The organism is Endozoicomonas sp. ALB091, from assembly GCF_049310265.1.
In the GTDB taxonomy this organism is placed as follows: Bacteria; Pseudomonadota; Gammaproteobacteria; order Pseudomonadales; family Endozoicomonadaceae; genus Endozoicomonas.
Map to the genome: position 1 here is coordinate 197,421 of NZ_JBLYNQ010000001.1, position 17,456 is coordinate 214,876.

The window sequence follows — 17,456 nt, forward strand, 5'->3', positions numbered from 1 at the left end:
GTTCTGTTGTGAATGATCGATACTCCATCTCCCGGGCCGCTGACCATTTAGGGGTATCCCCTTCTACTCTGCGTCGCTGGGAGGCTTGTGGAAAACTCGTGCCTGAGCGTACTGCCGGTGGTAAACGACGTTACAGCGCCAGTCAGTTAATGACGCAACAGACTCCACAGGTACAGCACAAAACGGTAGCGTACAGCCGGGTTTCCAGTCATGACCAGAAAAAAGACCTGGAGCGGCAGCAGGAAGTGTTTATAAACACTATGGTCAGGCACTGTCCTTTCGGTTTGCCCGCGATAAGAAGGGGTGTCAAAGAGATCCTGCTCAGTCAGAGAACCATTATCTCACCGCTGGCTGGGGATCTGCTGAAACAGGAAGGCATTAAGCTGCGGTATAATGATAATACCAACTCCACCTTCTAAATATGAACTGCGCAGCCATTTTGAACCGCTGGATCTTCGTTGGAATTCCTCGCAATAGCCCTGCTATTACTCGTCATTCCGCCTTGCCCAGCGGTCCAAAATGACTTGCTCGTTATCATATTTAGAAGGTGGAATTGGTATAATTTGGCAAAATAAGGCGCAATTCTTAACCACCTGGTACGTTGGCAGGAATTTTCCAGAGTAACGCAATGCCAGCTTCTGAATGGAAAGGCTCTTGCCGAACATCGTTGCAATAAATCACTAAATGTTCACTATCAGGGCTAAATTTGGCATGTTGAATGGGATAATCCACTATTATCTCCTCTTTTTGTTTCCATTTGCCATCATCACCGATGCCCCAGAGTTGCACAAGGCCAGACTGGTCTGTGTCTTTCCGGTTTATTTTGTTGCCATAGGTCAGAAAATGGTTTTCCAGTGCATTGAAATGGGCACCATGGATGCCATAGGCACCAGGTTCTGTCACGGCCAGTGTCGTCCACTTGCCATTGTCATCGCACCCCAGGATGGCAGCAGTGGTGTCCTTGCTAAAGGTATAGGCAAAGCGCCCTGAAGTAGAAAACCGGGCTTCACGAATTTCCAGCAGATGTTTAAACGCCAAAAGCTCCTGCCATTTGCCCTGGCTGTTGAGACCATGAATTTTTACGGTCCAATCACAACCGCGGGTCAGCACACTGTCCTCCTGAGCGTTGAAGGCAGCATAGTCAATCCCCGCCAGGTGATACACCCTGGCTTTCTCAACCAGGTTACCTTCCTCATCATCCCCCCAAATGCAGGCGAAATTCGATTTATAGCCATAGCTCAGAAGAAGATTCTCTGAGGGGCTAAAAAGCGCTTCACGACTGGCGTGATGGACAAAGGTCTGGCCTTGATCCAGGCGATCATCAGGACTTTTGCAGTCCAGGAGTTTAAAAGAGCCACCGCTTTCAAAACGGGCCAGTATTTTACCCCCGGATGGGCTGAATCTGGCATCTGAACAACAACGAATTTCTGCTTTTCCTTCCCAGACACCATAAGCATTGTAGCCAGAAACTATAACTGTGTTGTCTATATCTTTGGTCAGCGCATAGTGCCCGGTGGCATTGAACAAGGCTCTGCAAACCAGGTTGGTAATATGTTGGTTGTCGTCGGTTATGATCGTCGCAGGATGACAGATTTCCCCGATCTGTGACCAGTTCCCATCGACATCACAACCCAGAAAGATGGTCTGGTTACCCCAGGTGAAGATCACAGCGTGTTGCTCATCATCACTCAGCTGGGCACTGGCAATGTTCCCACCGCACTCAAAGACCTTTTTCTCCTCCAGGCAGTTGCTTTCATCATTACAGGCCCAGATGGTCACTTTTGAGCCCTGGTAAGTCAGGAAATAATCGTTTGTGGCCTTAAGAGGTGGTTGCTGTGGCCCGGTTTCCTTATAGTGAAGGATCTCTTTAGGCTGGGTTAGCGGGATCCACCGACCGTTGCTATCCTGGCGCAATACGTTGATTTTGCCGTTCTGTGGGTCGTAGGACATAATTTTGTTCTGCCCGGGGCTGAAGCCTGCCTCCATCCGTGGATAGTCTTCATCATAGGGGGTAAGCGCAAGCACCACCGCCTCCTCCCAACGGCCATCGCTGTTCAGCGTACTTACCTTGACACTGCCATCGTAGCTGCTGCTCAGAAGCGTATTTTCAGACCTGTTGAGCTCGTAGCGATAGATAGAAGCAGAGTCTTCAACATCCCCTTTTTGCAACCAGTTGCCATCCGCACCTTGTCGCCAGATCTTCAGCCTGAAATCGCCCCCATCGTTGCAACCACGTATAAGCAGGTTCTTGCTCATTGGGCTGAAGCTGGCTTCAATAATATGGTGATCGAAACAGGCCGCCAGTTGAAATTCCAGATAATTTTCCTGGCATTGGAAAATGTCAGCCTTCGCTGGATCGATATTGCCCGCATGCTTGTTATTCAGCGCAATATCCTGTAACAGCCCATCATTAACGGCTGCGATGCTAATGAGCTGTTCATGCTGATGTGATGCATCTCCCGGAACAGCGTCTGAGGATGGCATCATGGAAATCTTAAGCCCGATAATTTCCAGCTTACGCTGACCGATAGCAGTGATGATCGACAACTCGGGAGGTGCATTCCGTTTCAACCGTTCCAGGGATTTGAGCTGCTCCGGTTCAGAGACTTTTGAAGCATATTTGTTATAGGCAGCCACTGATTCAAAAAGGGGTTTCAGGTTATTAAATAACTGCCATTCACCGGTTTCGATTTTGCTTGCGGCTGCCCTGCTCAGCACACGACCAAAAGCAATCACCTTTGTTTGTGCTTGCGGACTTTTCCAAGCTTGGCAGATGTTCAGACATTTTTGCGCTATTGGTCCCATGATAACTCCGGTCATATTGGCACAGGGATTAAATTTACACCGCCATGAACCGGTAGCATCCTGTGATTGAGTAAATCGTCCACCATTACTGGTCGGAACATTCAGTATCTGATCAATAGATCAGTCAATTTGGCAAAAGTTCCTCCCACTGAAAAAATAACGACCAGCTCCTGACATTTTTGGGACTTGCAGTCCGAAAATGAAATAAGAAAATATTACAATCCGCCAACTTGTTTTTTTATATTGTTCTTTATCTTGTTTGTTTTAGTTTCACTAAAAGGGTACCCCCGCGAAACTAAAGGGGGGTATTTGTCTTGCATACCCCCCGTTTTGGTCTATCTTTTCCACGCAAGAAAAAACCCGGCTCAAGCGGAGTATGCAGCTCCTCACCGGGTTTTCCTATTCATACAGCGAACCATTACTCCGTGTGAGTGATAGCTCAGGGATCAGTATAGACATGATTTCGTTTGCGTACACAATCGGGATAGGTATCTTGATACGGGTCAAAATTAATACCAGTGGTATGGATAAGCTGAACATGACACAGAAGTTTCTGCTGGTCGTTCTGGCGACGTTCGCTAACTCTGAAGGGGAGTGTTGGCCGAGTCAGGGGTTACTGGCTAAGCTTCTTGGCGTGACCACTGGCACAATCTGCACAAGCCTGAAAAAATTGGAAGAAGAAAAGTTTATTGAGAGCTTCCCGCGCAAGACAAAACACGGTGGCACTAACACCAAGCTATACCGGATGCTGTTTGAGCCGTTTGTGTTCAAGCAGGTCAAAGAGCAACATTACAACTGCTTTGGCCAACAGGTCGACGATCCCCGTATGCGTGATACGACATGGGCAGATGGGCTGGATTGACAACAGAGATCAGCATGGACGATTTGAATAACAACACGATAAAATTTATTTGCCGTTACCTCTTTGCAAAAAAGGAAAATATTCAGCCCTCATTCCCAGGGCCTGTTGACGTTTCGTTGCGTGCTCGCAAAGAAACGTCAACTTCAGTAACACCTCAAGTGTCAGCTGTTTCCACCAGGCTGCCAGGAATTTTCCAGAGTAAAACCGTACCACTTTTTGAACGAAAATATCCCCGTCGATCATCGTTACACTTGATCAGTAAATGATCGCTATCAGGGCTAAATTTGGCCTTTTTCACGGGGTAATCCAGTTTTAACTGCTCTTTTAATGCCCATTTTCCATCATCATTTAAGCCCCATAGTTGCACAAGGCCTGGCTGGTGCTTGTCTTTTATGTTTATTTTTTTGCCATAGATCAGAAAATGGTCATCCAATCCATTAAACTGGGCGCCTTCAATGGAGTAGCCATCAACCAGATTTGTCATCGCCTGTTTCATCCATTGGCCATCGTTGTCGCGTCCCAGGATACACGCGGTTCCGTCCAGGCTAACGGTATAGGCAAGGTGCCCTGAATCGGAAAAACAGCATTCGTGAATCTGTCTTTGATGTTTAACCACCAACTGTTCCTGCCATTTGCCCTGGCCGTCCAGGCCCTGAATTTTTACCTCTTGGCCAATACCCCTGGTCAGCACACTGTCCTCCTGAGCGTTGAAGGCCGCATAGTAGACCCCCCCTCGGTGAAATGCCTTTGCTTTCTCAACCAGGTTACCTTCCTCGTCATACCCCCAAATACGGGCAAAATTCGACTCAACACCGTAGCTCAGAAGAAAATTCTCTGACGGGCTGAAGATGACTGTTTTACTGCCGCTGTGCTCACAGGTTTGAACTTTATCCAGCCGACCACCATTACTGCTGCAGTCCCAGAGTTTAAAGCTTTTATAGGTCCGTCTTATGTAGCCCTCGCAACAATTGTCGCTGTGCTCATCAGGGGTCTGACCTTGATCCAGCGGGTCATCAGTCTTGTTGCAAGACAGAGGTTTGTAGAGTTGGGCCAGTAATTTGCGCCCGCAGGCACTGAATCGGGCATCGGAACAATCCTGAATTTCAGTTTTTACTTCCCATGAACCGTTTTCGTCATAACCAGAGATAATCGCTATATGATTTGAATCAATACTCAGTGCATATTGTCTGGAGGCATTGAAGGATGCTTTGTGAATAAAGCCTGTGATAGGTTCGTTACTGGCCTTTGAATAACTTTTAGGATGACAAACCTCCCCGATTTGCGACCATTCGCCATCGCCATCACACCCCAGAAAGATGGCCTGGTCCACACCGAAGATCACAGCATACTGCTCATCATCACTCATGTGGGCACCCCAAATCCACTTACTGCGCTCAATGACCTTTTGCACCTCCATGCAGTTGCTGTCATCATTAAATGCCCAGATGGTCGCTGTTCCACCCCGGTAAGTCAGTAAATTATGATCCGTGACTTTGAAAGACGGCTGCTGTGGCCCCCTTTGCCGACGGTGACTGATCTCTTGAGTCTGGGTTAGCGGAGTCCACTGACCGTTGCTATCCACCGGCAGTACCTTGATTTTGCCGGCCCAATAATCATAAGTCATAATCTTGTCCTGCCGGGGGCTAAAGCCTGCGATCACCGGCTCATAGCTTTTGCCTCTACAGCAGGGGCTGTGCTCAAGTACCACCGCCTCCTGCCAAAAGCCATTGCTGTTCAGCTTACTCACCGTGACTATGCCTTCGGAGCTGGTACGCAGTAATGTATTTTCCGACCGGTTGAATTCGAAACGAAAGCTATGCTCCCTGAACTTCCCGTTCCGGGACCAGTTGCCATCCGCAGTTTGTCGCCAGATGTCCAGAATACGATCGTCCTGACTGTCTAAAGCATCGATAACCAGATGCTTACTCGAAGGGCTAAACCTGGCTGCACTGACATAATGACCGAAGCTGATCACCTTTTTGAGTTCCAGATAATTGGTCTGACATTGGAAAATGTCAGCCTTCTTTGCGTCCATTTCCCCCGATTGACTGTTAAGAAGGGCTGCGCCCTGTGACTTATTAAAAGGTACTATCGAGTCGCTATTTGCAGTAGTGCCGGAAACCCGTGCTGTCGATGCTTTTTGGGAGGCGGATTCGGTGTCTGAATCGTCCGTCGATGATTCGGTGTCTGAATAATCCGATGATGATTCAGTGTCTGAGACGTTCGTTGATGGCCTGTTGAGTGAGGCAAATGCATTAACACTGTTTGCTGGAACAGCACCTGCTGGCACCGTGGCCTTATCTGCTGATTCAGGCTCGATACTACTATCATTATTATCATTATCATACGTATTATTATCGAACGGTGTATTCGATTGGTCATGCTGTTGCAATGCACCGTCCAAACCAACGTCTGACGGCTGCGGCATCGTGGAAATATTCAGCTCAATGCTGCGCTCGTCAATGGCGGTGGTTAGCGTCGCGTCGGGTGGTGAATCCAGTTTCAGCTGCCCCAGGGATTCGACCAGCTCCAGTTCCGGGATTTCTGAGATTTGTTTGTTGTAGGCAGCCACCGATTTATGCTGTGGCTTCAGATCATCAGAGAACTGTCGTTCATCGGTTTCTATTCTGATTGTGGCTGCACTGCCTGACGCTATTGGTTGCATGGTAACTCCGGTCATATCAACACAAGGATTGAATGTATGCGGCAATGGATTAGTAGTACTCTATGTTGGTTTATGGTGGTTTAGCCGTCCTCTATTACTTGTCTGACCATACAGAATTTGGGTTATAGATCAGTTAATTCGACAAAAGTTCCTGCCCTTAGGGATTTTTATACCGCTCAATTTTATTGATTAACGTCAATGAATTGAGTGAGACTGACTTGCGTCAGGTCATAAGTATGCCGTCCCGCCACTGATAGCCTTCGCACACTGATACGCCGCCTGGAAATAACCTGCTTTCTCCAGCTTCCGGGAGCTATTTCAGAATCAAAAGCAATCGCAGTTTTGAAGTCTTCGGTAAGGGTGTGGTTATTCTGATCACTGCCGGCCTGGCTGCCGCAGTGATTGAAGCCCTGACCGGTTTTGTCGTTATTCCGGGTATGGCACCATTCTCTGATGGTGTTGCCACCGTTGGTCACATTGCCATTCTGGTGACCAAAAATATGGCTGAGCCACAGGCTAGCCTGAAAGCGAAACACGCTTAATCCCCGATGCAGGTCGGCTTCTGCACAAGCCTGCCTGCCCCATCAAGCTTTGCAGTCTCAGCAGGCGGCTTTCTTCGGAAACCGGCCTTCGCCTAATGCCTCTGAACCGGAACAGCCATGCGCGAAGAAATTCTCAGTGCCGGAACTGATGCTTGGCATGCCTGCCGGTTTAACGGCCGCAACCGGCATGGATGCCCTGACCCACGCCATTGAAGCCTTCCTGTCCACCAATGCAAGTCCTGTTACCGATGCCGTAGCCAGTAAGGCGATCAAGCTGGTTGCCCAATATCTGCCCCGTGCGGTCCACGATGGCTCTGACCGGGAAGCCAGAGAGCAGATGGCCTACGCCCAGTATATGGCGGGTATGGCGTTTAACAGCAGCGGTCTGGGTTATGTTCATGCCATGGCGCACCAGCTGGGAGGCCGCTATGGCCTGCCCCACGGACTATGCAATGCCATTCTGCTTCCCCATGTTATGACCTTTAACCTGCCGGCATCTGCTGAGAAGCTCTCGGATATTGCCCGCTATCTTGGCTGTGAGGTGTATGGACTTGGCGCTCAGGAAGCCGCCATACTCGGGATTAAAGAAATTTGTCGCCTGCTACTAGCCATTGGCGTACCAGCCAGCCTGACTGAGCAGGGCGTCAAGGCAGAAGATATACCGGAGATGGCCATTAACGCCCTGAAAGATACCTGTGCAGCAACCAACCCCAGGCAGGGAACTCTGGCAGACGTTGAACAGATCTTTAAAAATGCCCTTTGATGTGACATTTATTGATCAATAACAGGGTCTCCATGAGGCCCTGTTCATTTTCCAGTCAAATTTACTGACCAGCACGATGCTATAATTTTCAGATCATTTAAGGATTACGGAAGATTATTATGAGCAGCAACGGATTAGGTTCGCTTACCCCATCACAAATCCATCAAATCAATAAGTTAGCATCCAATCAAGATTCTGAAAAAGATGTACTGGTGGCTCAATTCAATGGTAAGGAAATTGCGTTTACTGCCATAAGACCAAGGGTCAACTCTGAAGCCAACAAGGAAAAACCTGTGGAAGGTTCTGATTTAGCGGTAAAAACCCTGGGTTTAAAGGATCGTAAAATCTCACCAGCATTAGCAAAAAGGCTCATTGAGGCCTATAAAAAAGTATCACCGCCTGATGTAATCTTCGTCGATCCGAACGATGTTCGCCTCCTTGTGAATCACGTCGATAATAGCGTTAGTACTCAGCCACCAGACGAGGATGCAACATCCAGTCTTGATAGCATTAGAAATCGAAGAAGTTCAGCCAATACACTGCATTCTGGCTGGGGGTCAACCACCAGTCTCGACAGTGGCTACAACAGTGTTTATGGCAGTACGGAATCTCTGTACGATGATGTGGCATTGCCCCGGGACATAACAACGTCAACTCTCTCAGAAAAAGTGACCGAATTAATTAACAGGAAAAATTATCCGGGCGCACATTTGCAAATGCGTGATGAGAGTTTGGCGGCCATTAAAGGTAAACATATTACCAATGGACGCTGGAGTAGATTTGGCTTTAGCGATGAGTCAGTATCAAAAGTACCTTTGCCGAAAAAAACAGCCTTAACAATTGATGGCAATCATATTCCCGCCAATAATATCGAGTTGACCAATGCCAAGTATGTCGCCATTCAGGCACCTCGAGCTAAAGCACAAATGTCTGGAGGCGATATCTGGCGAGCAGCCCTTGACTCGGAGTGCAGTGTAATTTGTGATCTGACCAGAGAAAGAGAAAAGTTCGAGGTAAACAAAGGAGGACCTATTGCTTCGTATTACCCAACCGGAGAAATACTCAATGACGACGGCAAAGTCAATGGCAAGGTCGATGGCAAAGTCGGCGACAAAGTCGACCGTGAAATCGTCTTTGATAATGGGATTAAAGTGAGATACCAGTCAAAACAACAAAAAGCTGGGTATTCAAAAATAAGATATGAGGTGACTGATCTCATTACTGGCGAAACCCGCCTTATACGAAGATATCATTATACTGGCTGGCCGGATCACGGAGTTCCCAATGAAACAAACGGTCAAGACTCTCTGCTCAAGTTTGTAGAAGCAGTGCGCAAACATCAGACCGGGGACGACTATTCAGACAAAACAATGGTGCATTGCATGGCAGGCGTTGGCAGAACCGGAACGCTGATTGTGTTAAATGAAATCTACCGGGACATACTCTCCGGAAAATATCAAAATAAAAAGGAACTGGATCAGGCAGTATTCAAGACTATTCAACAAGGCAGAAAAGACCGGGGACCCGCCTTTGTTCAAGCAGTGGATCAGATCAAACTTATCATGGATACCGTTCATACATGGTGGGATAAGCGAGACAGGGGAGAGAACATTATTCCCGTGATCTAGCACTAATCTCTTCGTTCAGCGCCATGAAGTAATCAGCAGCCAGACGCAAATGGCTGCCGGTCCAGCAAAACATCTCACCATCCACCAGCCGGGTACTGGCAGTCACACCCAGCTCGGCAAATTCCTGACAGTGCCGGTCTTTAAACGGAAAGGGCTCTGAAGACAAGAGCAGCAAATCTGGCCCGGCTGTTTTTAGCTGTTCGATGGTGATCTCCGGGTAACGCTCCAGATCAGCAAAGACGTTTTCCATCCCGCAAAGCTTCAGCATCTCATTGATAAACGTATTACCGGCAGCAACGCGATAGGGCTTCCTCCAGATAAAATAAGCCACACGCAGCGTCTTTCCCGAAGCCAGTCGTGCCATTTTGCACCTGATGTCGTTGACGATTTTGTCGGCATTGTGTTCTTTGTTGGTCAGCTGACCAAGGGAGGTGATCATGGCCAGGGCATCATCCAGGTTGTGAATATCACAGACCCAGGTTGGGTATTGCTGTTGCAGCCGCTCAATGCCCTCCCGGTAGTTCTCCTCCTTGTTACCGAGGATCAAATCCGGCTGCAAGGCATCTATCGCCGCAAAATCCAATGTCTTGGGACCACCGACAATCTTTTTTTCCTTGCGTGCCCGCCCGGGATGAACACAGTAGCGGGTTACTCCAACAATCCGGTCTTCCAGGCCAAGATCAAACAACAGCTCTGTCAGCGATGGCACCAGAGAGATAATTCTCACTGGCTTGTCACTGACGTCTACTGAATACTGCATCTGATCAATAAACTGGCGGGACATTTTTGAGGCCTCAATGTTTCAAGACAGTAAAAAGCCCACTTACCATAGGCAAATGGGCCTTGCTGTATCAAGTAAAAGCGCGTTTTAAAGCAGCTTCTGGAAAAACTCTTAATGATTCAGGAATTGCCTGTTTTTACCGTTGAGAAGACTTTATCTGGATGGATTTTGCTTTTCAGCCTGCATATAGGCAATTTTAACTGCCATGAAGTGAGCAACTCCGGAAAACTCTGTTTTCGCCACTTCCAGCATTTTTTGCCGCTCTTCTTTGAGCTTTTGCTTTTTTGACTTAAGCCTGAGAAAACGACAGCTGTCTTTTGAGGTTACTGACGGTAATAAGTCAGGCTCAATTCCACGCCAGATACAGTCAAAGGTTGTTTGATGAATTGTTTTAAGCTCATCATTAGCCAGGGTTCCCAAAATTGGATCTATCTGATCATACAAGTCAATCAAAAACTGCATATAGAAATTTCGCAGTTTTTCCCGCTGAGAATCTGACGTTATTATGGTATCCGAGGGCAGTACAGCCTGTTCACTGGATTTGGGAAATCCTTCTTTGTCCTTAACATTATTAACAATCTGACTGGCCAGATCTCTATAGAATATCAGTGGATCCTTTTCCTTCATGCCTGATCGAAGTTCTAAAAATGCCTTTTCTACTGAAAAATCCAAATCCCATTGATCCTGGCTGACTCTAACACGTGGTAACTCTTCAGGGTCAAGCTGAAAGGAAGGATCTGCTATTACTAGCAATTTCAAAATACCCTGATGCATTCTTATTATTTTCCTGCTTTTAGTATCACTATCACCCACCAGAACATCACCGAACATTGTTTTCAAAACGACCTTAATAGAGCTATCAGGAAGCTGTTTATAATGACAATAAAACTCTGAGAACTTATTCTGTAACTGTTCAGCCATTTTAACAAGCTGAAGGACTTCACCCTTTTCGTTTTCGGTAAGCGTGCTTTTCAGGTAAAACTTTTGAAACCTCTTTTCAGCAATTCCAAATGCCAGATTAAATTTAGCGACAGCCTTTGTATACGCTAATGGAAAATAGTGCTCACGCTTCTGAAACTCAGGCATACGTTTTACCGTGCTTTCCAGAGAGCCACACTCATCAAGAAATTTCCAGAAGTTTTCTGCAACAACAGGCCAAATGGCATCTCGCAAGGCCTCTCCTCTCAGGGTTTTAAACCTATCTTCCCCAAGAACCAGTTTCATAACATCCGGAACCTGCTCCAGATCCATATTCACGTCTCTAATCAAATTGTACGGTTCAGACAGCCTGACAAAAGACTGTATATCCGTGATAGCCCTCATGACAAAGCCCGGGTTCAGGGTACCATTCTGGTAGGGCTCAACTTCATGAAATCTTGTTGCCCGATCACTCAGAGCAGCTCTGAAGGAAAATATTTGCGTTAACTGGCGTTGAATCTTTTTCTCTGGATTGATCGATTCAGAGCAAAGTTCCTGACTTAATTTGGCTGAGAGTAAAACGATCTTATGATTTTTCTTCTTTCGTATCGCTTTACGTGTAAACCGGCTTCTATCAAATGGAGATTTGGCAGGCACCTTAACTTTATCTTCTGAGCAAGATTCTTCCTGGTCGACTTCAGGAGAAAAATGACATTTTTCAAATTTATCAACCACCTCAGCCACTGCAACTTCATCATCATTTTCGGGAATGGGAGCATTTTTCAATTCTGTTATTTTTTTCTGGCCAGCCCTTTCTTTAAAGGACTCAATACGTTCCGGGACAGAAATACCAACCTTATTCAGATTCAGCCCTTTATATTCATACAAAGCTTCATCGTCATTTTCTCCAGCATTCGAAATATAACCGGAATCATTAGAAGCTATTGAAACACGCCACTGGTTTGATCGTACCGATAAATTTTCCGCATGGTTATCATTTAATCTGACTGCCTCAGAAAGATGGTGAATTACTTCATTACTTTCTGAAACGGACATACCTGAAAAACTATTATCTTTGACACTTTTACTCTGGCTTTCCCTGCCGGGACGACCATCATCATATGATAATAAGCCATTATCATTTCCTTCTATTTTCATAGCAGCCTCCCGGTCCCTTCATTAAAAATTTTACCGGATGCCGGACAGTTAAATAAGAGTTTCATATGAATCTATTTTCAATCAATTGTAAGAAAATCAATACTCTATAATCAATAATCAATCAGCAGGCTATAAGAGTCCAGCATAAAATTGCACAGCAATATGAACCCTTATCTCCATAGGACAGCCAAAAAGACTTTTAATATGAAATAGATAGTAAAAAAGATAGAATACCCGCAAAATCAAATTAACTGAACAAAACAATAAAAATAGTTTGGAGTCTTACATGAGTGCCAGACATGAAAATCTCGACAGCGTCCCTACTCCTCAAGGGGAAATGACCTTGAAAGTTCTGGCGGATCACCGTTCCGTCAATAGCAGTGGTGATGTATTTGCTGGCTGGGTAGCCATGCACCTGGACCAGGCTGGGGAAGTCTGTGCCCGCAAGGCCTCCAATGGTGCCAGGGTGGTCACGGTCAGTATTGGCAGTATGAGCTTTCTCAGGCCAGTTCAGGCCGGTGACCTGATCGGGTTCTTTACCCGGGTAACAGAAATCGGCAAAACATCGATTAAGGTGGTTGTCGAAGGCTGGATAGAAAACCACCATGGCTGGGAGAAACTGACAGAAACAACCATGGTGTTTGTTGCCATTGATCGGGGTGGACGAACCCAGCGGGTCAGGAACTTCTAGGATTTGAAGAGGATCAGGAGCCTCTGATCCTCTCAACCCACACTGAGAGTGAATGTCTCAGCCACAACAGAACCGGCAGTTAGCTTATGAATGGCTCGTAAAACGTGTCTTCAGAGACACCGCGTCCGGGTTGAAAAAATCCCATTCATGGACAACTCTAAATCATCCCCCGGCTGCAGAGGCCCAACACCTTCCGGCGTTCCGGTCAGCACGATATCTCCCGGAAGTAAGGTGAAATGCCTGCTGATATAGCTCAACAGCCCGGGAATGGAGGTCAACATATGTGCCGTTGTCCCTTTCTGCCTTGGCTCTCCATTGACCGACAGAGAAAACCCGAGATTGGCAGGATCTTTAATATGCTCGACGGCCACAAACCCGGATAACGGGCAGCTGTTATCAAAGGCTTTGGCAACTTCCCACGGCAGCCCTTTTGACTTTTGCCGTTCCTGAAGATCACGCAGTGTCAAATCCAGTCCCAGACCAATAGCCATGATCGCCTGGTTAGCCTCATGCTCACTGGCATCGGTCAGAGGCTCCCTGATCAGCAGGCTCACTTCTGTCTCATGATGGACCACTCCACGATTACGGGGTAATTTCACGGGCTGCTCAAGGTTAACCATGGCGGTACCGGGCTTAATAAACAGCACCGGATCATCCGGCAGGGGATTATTCAGTTCCTGGACATGTGCCGCATAATTCCGTCCTACACAAACCACCTTCCCAACAGGAAGGTCAATACGGTCGCCACTGATCCAGCGGTGCCTGTACTTCATAGCGCATCCCTTATTAACGCCGGTGATGAAAAATGGAACGCACAATACGCGCCAACATCATACGGATATTTATTATTCAACTGAGCCAGAAGCCTTGTCGGGAAACAGACAGTGTTTGCCTGTCATTCCCCGGGTAGACTATTGTCCCACGGCTCAACTCACAGTTAAAGCATCTCACTTTCACATACACTGTAGTAGTATCATAAAGACTGGCCGCACAGTGGAAGGAGCATAGTATGTCAGAAGAGCTGCAACTCAATATCCAGAGCCTTCATGATATTCTTGAAAACTCACCCGTCGATGAATGCACAGCAGGAGCCTTAAAACAGATAACCGAAGAGATCAACATTGCCGTTGCCCAGGCAGAAGGAGAAATCCCCATTCAGGGCTACAACGATCAGCTGGAGCAGGAGGCCATTCGCTTCAGTGAAGACCACCCGGCCCTGACACAGGCGATCCGGCAATTAATGTTTACCCTCTCCAGCATGGGTATTTAAATACGGTCGCTATGACAAAGCTTACCACCAGATCGGTTTCACTGATGTGAGGCCGATCTCCCTGCAGTAACGACCCACCGCCTTTTAGCAGGTACTATCACGCACAGCCTATGCTATGATGTGCCGCCTGACGCAGCCGGGAGCAACCGGTGATGCGCCATGAAAACGATGGGTGGATCAATAACAGCCATAAATTGAAAGCACTGCTGCTGTTGTCCGCCTGCACAATAAAAAACAGTGCTTTAATGTAAAACAGCCTTGAGCCAGTCCGCCATGAGCTAACCAATAAAGAGACTGATATGCCCGAAATATCGCTGGATAAGAGCAAGATTCGTTTTCTCCTGTTGGAAGGTGTCCACCCGTCTGCTGTCGAGATTCTTAAAGCATCGGGCTATACCAATATCGACTATGTCACCACCTCCCTGCCTCCTGAGGAACTAAAGGAACGTATCGCTGATGCCCGCTTTGTCGGCATCCGGTCCCGGACCCAGCTGACCGATGAGATTTTTGCGGCGGCAAAAAAACTCTGTGCTGTTGGCTGTTTCTGCATTGGTACCAACCAGGTAGAACTGCCCGCAGCTACACGACGGGGGATACCTGTTTTCAACGCACCTTATTCCAACACCCGCTCAGTGGCTGAGCTGGTGCTGGCTGAAGCCATCCTGCTACTGCGTGGAATCCCGGAGAAGAATGCCATGGCACACCAGGGAGGCTGGCAGAAAACAGCAGCGAACTCCCATGAAATCCGCGGCAAAAAACTGGGTATTATCGGCTACGGAAATATCGGCAGCCAGCTCAGCATCATGGCAGAGTCTCTGGGCATGGAAGTCTATTTCTATGATGTGGTGACCCGGCTTTCCATGGGCAATGCGACCCAGATCAGTGATCTGAACACCCTGCTTGGCATGTGCGACATTGTCAGTCTGCATGTTCCCGAAACCCGGGATACCCAGTGGATGTTTGGTGAAGCACAGTTTGCTGCCATGAAGGACAACAGCATTCTGATCAATGCCTCCCGTGGTTCTGTGGTGGTTATTGAAGCGCTGGCCGAGCACCTGAAGAACGGGAAGCTGCTGGGTGCCGCCATTGACGTATTTCCGGAAGAGCCACGGGGTAACGATGATGAATTCATCAGCCCCCTGCGTGGCATGAAGAATGTTATCCTGACTCCCCATATTGGCGGCAGTACCCAGGAAGCACAGGAAAATATTGGCCGGGAGGTTGCCGAGAAGTTCGTTATGTACAGCGATATTGGTACTACATTGTCGTCGGTCAACTTCCCGGAAGTCGCCCTGCCTGCCCACCCCGGCAAGCACCGCCTGCTGCATATCCACCAGAATATTCCCGGTATTCTGGGTCAGATTAACCAGATACTGTCTGAAAACCGTATCAACATCAGCGGTCAGTACCTGCAGACCAATGAGTCCGTTGGTTACGTTGTTATCGATGTTGATGCTGAACACAGCGATATGGCCATGCAGAAGATAAAAAAGATTGAAGGCACCATCCGCTGCCGCGTTCTTTACTGATATACATCACTGGCACCTCGTTCCCACGCAGAGCGAGGAAACGAGGGTGTGAGGTTGTATGGGCACTGGATTTTTAACCAGACAACAGTGCTCTTTATTATTAAAAAAACATCTAAATAACGTCGTTCAGTAATTAATCAGGTGTGCGTATGATTCCCGCGTTTTCCTCAAAGGAGAGTCCATATGTTGTACCCACGCTGGTTGTTATTGTCTTTCCCCATCCTGCTATTGCTCAACGGTTGTGCTACCGATACTGGGCAATACAGAGAACCTGCGCTGAAAACGCTTAATTTCACCATCATTCACACCAATGACAACCACGGAAAATTCTGGCGAAACCGTGACGGTGAAGTAGGCATGGCGGCCCGCAAAACATTGATTGATCGTATTCGTGCAGATGTAGAAGCTGAAGGCGGCAAGTCTCTGGTATTGTCTGCAGGCGATATAAACACGGGGGTGCCCGAGTCCGATCTTCAGGAAGCTGAGCCTGATTTTATCGGGATGAACCTTATTGGTTATGATGCCATGACCGTGGGTAACCATGAGTTTGATAACCCGCTGCCTGTTTTGCTGAAGCAGGAAAAGTGGGCAGACTTCCCGTTCCTGTCAGCCAACATCTTTTACAAAGATACCGGTAAACCAGTGTTCAAGCCCTGGGTAATGAAAGAGCTGCAAGGTGTGCGGGTCGCCATTCTTGGCTTAACGACAGAAGATACAGAATCGCAGGCGCTCAAGGAAAACATTAAAGATATTCGTTTTGATGATGCCATAGAGACAGGAACAGTTTGGGTACCAAAACTGATTCGGGATGAAAAGGCTGATATTGTTATTGCACTCACTCACATGGGGCATTATCCAAACGCCAGACATGGGCACAATGCTCCGGGTGATGTCAGCCTGGCTAAAGAAGTGGATGGTGTGGATATCATTGTCGGTGGCCATTCACAAAGTAAACTACACCGGCCTGATATTAAAAACAGCACCTATGTACTGCAAGCCTGGGAGTGGGGTAAATATGTTGGTCGGGCTGATTTTATCTATCAATATCTGGACAGTGGCAGAGGACACAGTCATGGCTTGCTGAAAATGGTGAATTACCGCCTGATTCCGGTGAATCTCAAGAAAGAGAAAATCATTGATGGTAAGAAAGAGCTGATCACTATAGAACCTGAGATTCCAGAAGATCCGGCAGTGCTGAAGGCATTAAAGCCTTATCAGGATAAAGCGAGTGAACTAATGAATCAGGTTGTCGGTTCCATCAATCAGACCCTGGATGGTTCACGGGAAAAAGTTCGCTCAGGCCCAGCGGCCATAGGCAATCTGATTGCCCGGGCACAGATGGAAAAAACCAAAGCTGATCTGGCTGTCATGAACAGTGGTGGCGTTCGCACTGGCTTGCAAGCAGGCAAGATTACCGAAAAAGATATTCTCAAGATTCAGCCTTTTGGCAATATGGTGTGCTACCTGGAAATGACGGGCCGTGAGCTGCGGAACTACATTGAAGACATTGCTGCTATTCAACCGGTCAGTGGCGGCCTGGCGCACTTTGCCAACGTCAGGCTGACCATGGCCGGCGATAAATTAATGTCTCTGGACATTGGCGGAAAGCCTGTGGATAAAAACAGGAAATATCGAATGGCAATTAATGCCTTTTCTGCTGCCGGGGGTGATAACTGGCCGGTGGTGGATGATAACCTGACGTTTGTTAATACCGGTTATACAGACGCTGTCGTGTTGAGAGATTACGTCAAGAGATACTCACCTCTGAAGAGAAGTGAGTATCTGCCAAAAGGGGAGATTGTGAGGAAATAGTCAACATGTCTTCGGCAAAACCACCGGTGTTT

14 protein-coding genes are annotated in these 17,456 nt (G+C 47.5%); 9 read left to right on the forward strand and 5 right to left on the reverse strand.

Features of this window, described 5'->3' with window-relative positions:
• Positions 1-8: 8 nt before the first annotated feature.
• Complete coding sequence (locus ACO6UX_RS00790; protein WP_422443969.1) at positions 9-419, forward strand: MerR family DNA-binding transcriptional regulator; 411 nt, start codon at positions 9-11, stop codon at positions 417-419.
• A gap of 166 nt (positions 420-585) precedes the next feature.
• On the opposite strand, the gene ACO6UX_RS00795 is transcribed toward ACO6UX_RS00790, so the two are convergent.
• Positions 586-2,805, reverse strand: coding sequence for a hypothetical protein (locus ACO6UX_RS00795; protein ID WP_422443971.1), 2,220 nt, complete (start codon positions 2,803-2,805; stop codon positions 586-588).
• A gap of 457 nt (positions 2,806-3,262) precedes the next feature.
• On the opposite strand from ACO6UX_RS00795, the gene ACO6UX_RS00800 reads away from it, so the two are divergent.
• On the forward strand, positions 3,263-3,667 hold the full coding sequence (locus ACO6UX_RS00800) for a helix-turn-helix domain-containing protein (protein ID WP_422443973.1): 405 nt from the start codon (positions 3,263-3,265) through the stop codon (positions 3,665-3,667).
• Positions 3,668-3,821: 154 nt separating this feature from the next.
• Here ACO6UX_RS00800 and ACO6UX_RS00805 read toward each other — a convergent pair whose 3' ends face one another.
• Entirely contained in the window at positions 3,822-6,332 is a 2,511-nt protein-coding gene (locus tag ACO6UX_RS00805; RefSeq protein ID WP_422443975.1) for a hypothetical protein, read from the reverse strand.
• A gap of 323 nt (positions 6,333-6,655) precedes the next feature.
• Here ACO6UX_RS00805 and eutH point away from each other — a divergent pair, with 323 nt between their 5' ends.
• From eutH to ACO6UX_RS00820, 3 genes are all read left to right on the forward strand, one after another.
• A complete protein-coding gene (gene eutH, locus ACO6UX_RS00810; RefSeq protein ID WP_422444728.1) occupies positions 6,656-6,874 on the forward strand; it encodes an ethanolamine utilization protein EutH in 219 nt (72 codons plus the stop codon).
• 136 nt (positions 6,875-7,010) lie between these two features.
• Positions 7,011-7,637, forward strand: a complete 627-nt coding sequence (locus tag ACO6UX_RS00815) for a hypothetical protein (RefSeq protein ID WP_422443977.1) — start codon at positions 7,011-7,013, stop codon at positions 7,635-7,637.
• A 119-nt stretch (positions 7,638-7,756) separates the two neighbouring features.
• Entirely contained in the window at positions 7,757-9,265 is a 1,509-nt protein-coding gene (locus ACO6UX_RS00820) for a tyrosine-protein phosphatase (RefSeq protein ID WP_422443979.1), read from the forward strand.
• Here the strand turns inward: ACO6UX_RS00820 and ACO6UX_RS00825 are convergent.
• Both ACO6UX_RS00825 and ACO6UX_RS00830 read right to left on the reverse strand, forming a co-directional pair.
• Positions 9,249-10,049 (reverse strand): helical backbone metal receptor, encoded by an 801-nt coding sequence (locus ACO6UX_RS00825; RefSeq protein ID WP_422443981.1) that lies wholly within the window; start codon positions 10,047-10,049, stop codon positions 9,249-9,251. The genes ACO6UX_RS00820 and ACO6UX_RS00825 overlap by 17 nt on opposite strands.
• 150 nt (positions 10,050-10,199) lie before the next feature.
• Positions 10,200-12,122: a hypothetical protein gene (locus tag ACO6UX_RS00830; RefSeq protein ID WP_422443983.1), complete on the reverse strand. Its 1,923-nt coding sequence runs from the start codon at positions 12,120-12,122 to the stop codon at positions 10,200-10,202.
• A 286-nt stretch (positions 12,123-12,408) separates the two neighbouring features.
• On the opposite strand from ACO6UX_RS00830, the gene ACO6UX_RS00835 reads away from it, so the two are divergent.
• On the forward strand, positions 12,409-12,813 hold the full coding sequence (locus tag ACO6UX_RS00835; protein ID WP_269671842.1) for an acyl-CoA thioesterase: 405 nt from the start codon (positions 12,409-12,411) through the stop codon (positions 12,811-12,813).
• Positions 12,814-12,923: 110 nt separating this feature from the next.
• Here ACO6UX_RS00835 and ACO6UX_RS00840 read toward each other — a convergent pair whose 3' ends face one another.
• Positions 12,924-13,586 (reverse strand): fumarylacetoacetate hydrolase family protein, encoded by a 663-nt coding sequence (locus tag ACO6UX_RS00840; protein WP_422443985.1) that lies wholly within the window; start codon positions 13,584-13,586, stop codon positions 12,924-12,926.
• A 236-nt stretch (positions 13,587-13,822) separates the two neighbouring features.
• Here ACO6UX_RS00840 and ACO6UX_RS00845 point away from each other — a divergent pair, with 236 nt between their 5' ends.
• The 3 genes from ACO6UX_RS00845 to ushA all read left to right on the forward strand — a co-directional run bounded on the left by ACO6UX_RS00845 (position 13,823) and on the right by ushA (position 17,424).
• On the forward strand, positions 13,823-14,083 hold the full coding sequence (locus tag ACO6UX_RS00845) for a DUF4404 family protein (RefSeq protein WP_101747242.1): 261 nt from the start codon (positions 13,823-13,825) through the stop codon (positions 14,081-14,083).
• A 299-nt stretch (positions 14,084-14,382) separates the two neighbouring features.
• On the forward strand, positions 14,383-15,612 hold the full coding sequence (gene serA, locus ACO6UX_RS00850) for a phosphoglycerate dehydrogenase (protein ID WP_422443987.1): 1,230 nt from the start codon (positions 14,383-14,385) through the stop codon (positions 15,610-15,612).
• 183 nt (positions 15,613-15,795) lie between these two features.
• The gene (gene ushA, locus ACO6UX_RS00855) at positions 15,796-17,424 is read left to right on the forward strand and encodes a bifunctional UDP-sugar hydrolase/5'-nucleotidase UshA (RefSeq protein WP_422443989.1); all 1,629 of its coding nucleotides are present in this window, start codon (positions 15,796-15,798) and stop codon (positions 17,422-17,424) included.
• Positions 17,425-17,456: the final 32 nt, after the last annotated feature.

Coding starts and splice junctions, on each gene's coding strand:
- ACO6UX_RS00795 (WP_422443971.1), bottom strand. CDS start 2,805: ATGGGACCAATAGCGCAAAAATGTCTGAACATCTGCCAAGCTTGGAAA.
- ACO6UX_RS00800 (WP_422443973.1), top strand. CDS start 3,263: ATGATTTCGTTTGCGTACACAATCGGGATAGGTATCTTGATACGGGTC.
- ACO6UX_RS00805 (WP_422443975.1), bottom strand. CDS start 6,332: ATGCAACCAATAGCGTCAGGCAGTGCAGCCACAATCAGAATAGAAACC.
- ACO6UX_RS00820 (WP_422443979.1), top strand. CDS start 7,757: ATGAGCAGCAACGGATTAGGTTCGCTTACCCCATCACAAATCCATCAA.
- ACO6UX_RS00825 (WP_422443981.1), bottom strand. CDS start 10,049: ATGTCCCGCCAGTTTATTGATCAGATGCAGTATTCAGTAGACGTCAGT.
- ACO6UX_RS00830 (WP_422443983.1), bottom strand. CDS start 12,122: ATGAAAATAGAAGGAAATGATAATGGCTTATTATCATATGATGATGGT.
- ACO6UX_RS00835 (WP_269671842.1), top strand. CDS start 12,409: ATGAGTGCCAGACATGAAAATCTCGACAGCGTCCCTACTCCTCAAGGG.
- ACO6UX_RS00840 (WP_422443985.1), bottom strand. CDS start 13,586: ATGAAGTACAGGCACCGCTGGATCAGTGGCGACCGTATTGACCTTCCT.
- ACO6UX_RS00845 (WP_101747242.1), top strand. CDS start 13,823: ATGTCAGAAGAGCTGCAACTCAATATCCAGAGCCTTCATGATATTCTT.
- serA (WP_422443987.1), top strand. CDS start 14,383: ATGCCCGAAATATCGCTGGATAAGAGCAAGATTCGTTTTCTCCTGTTG.
- ushA (WP_422443989.1), top strand. CDS start 15,796: ATGTTGTACCCACGCTGGTTGTTATTGTCTTTCCCCATCCTGCTATTG.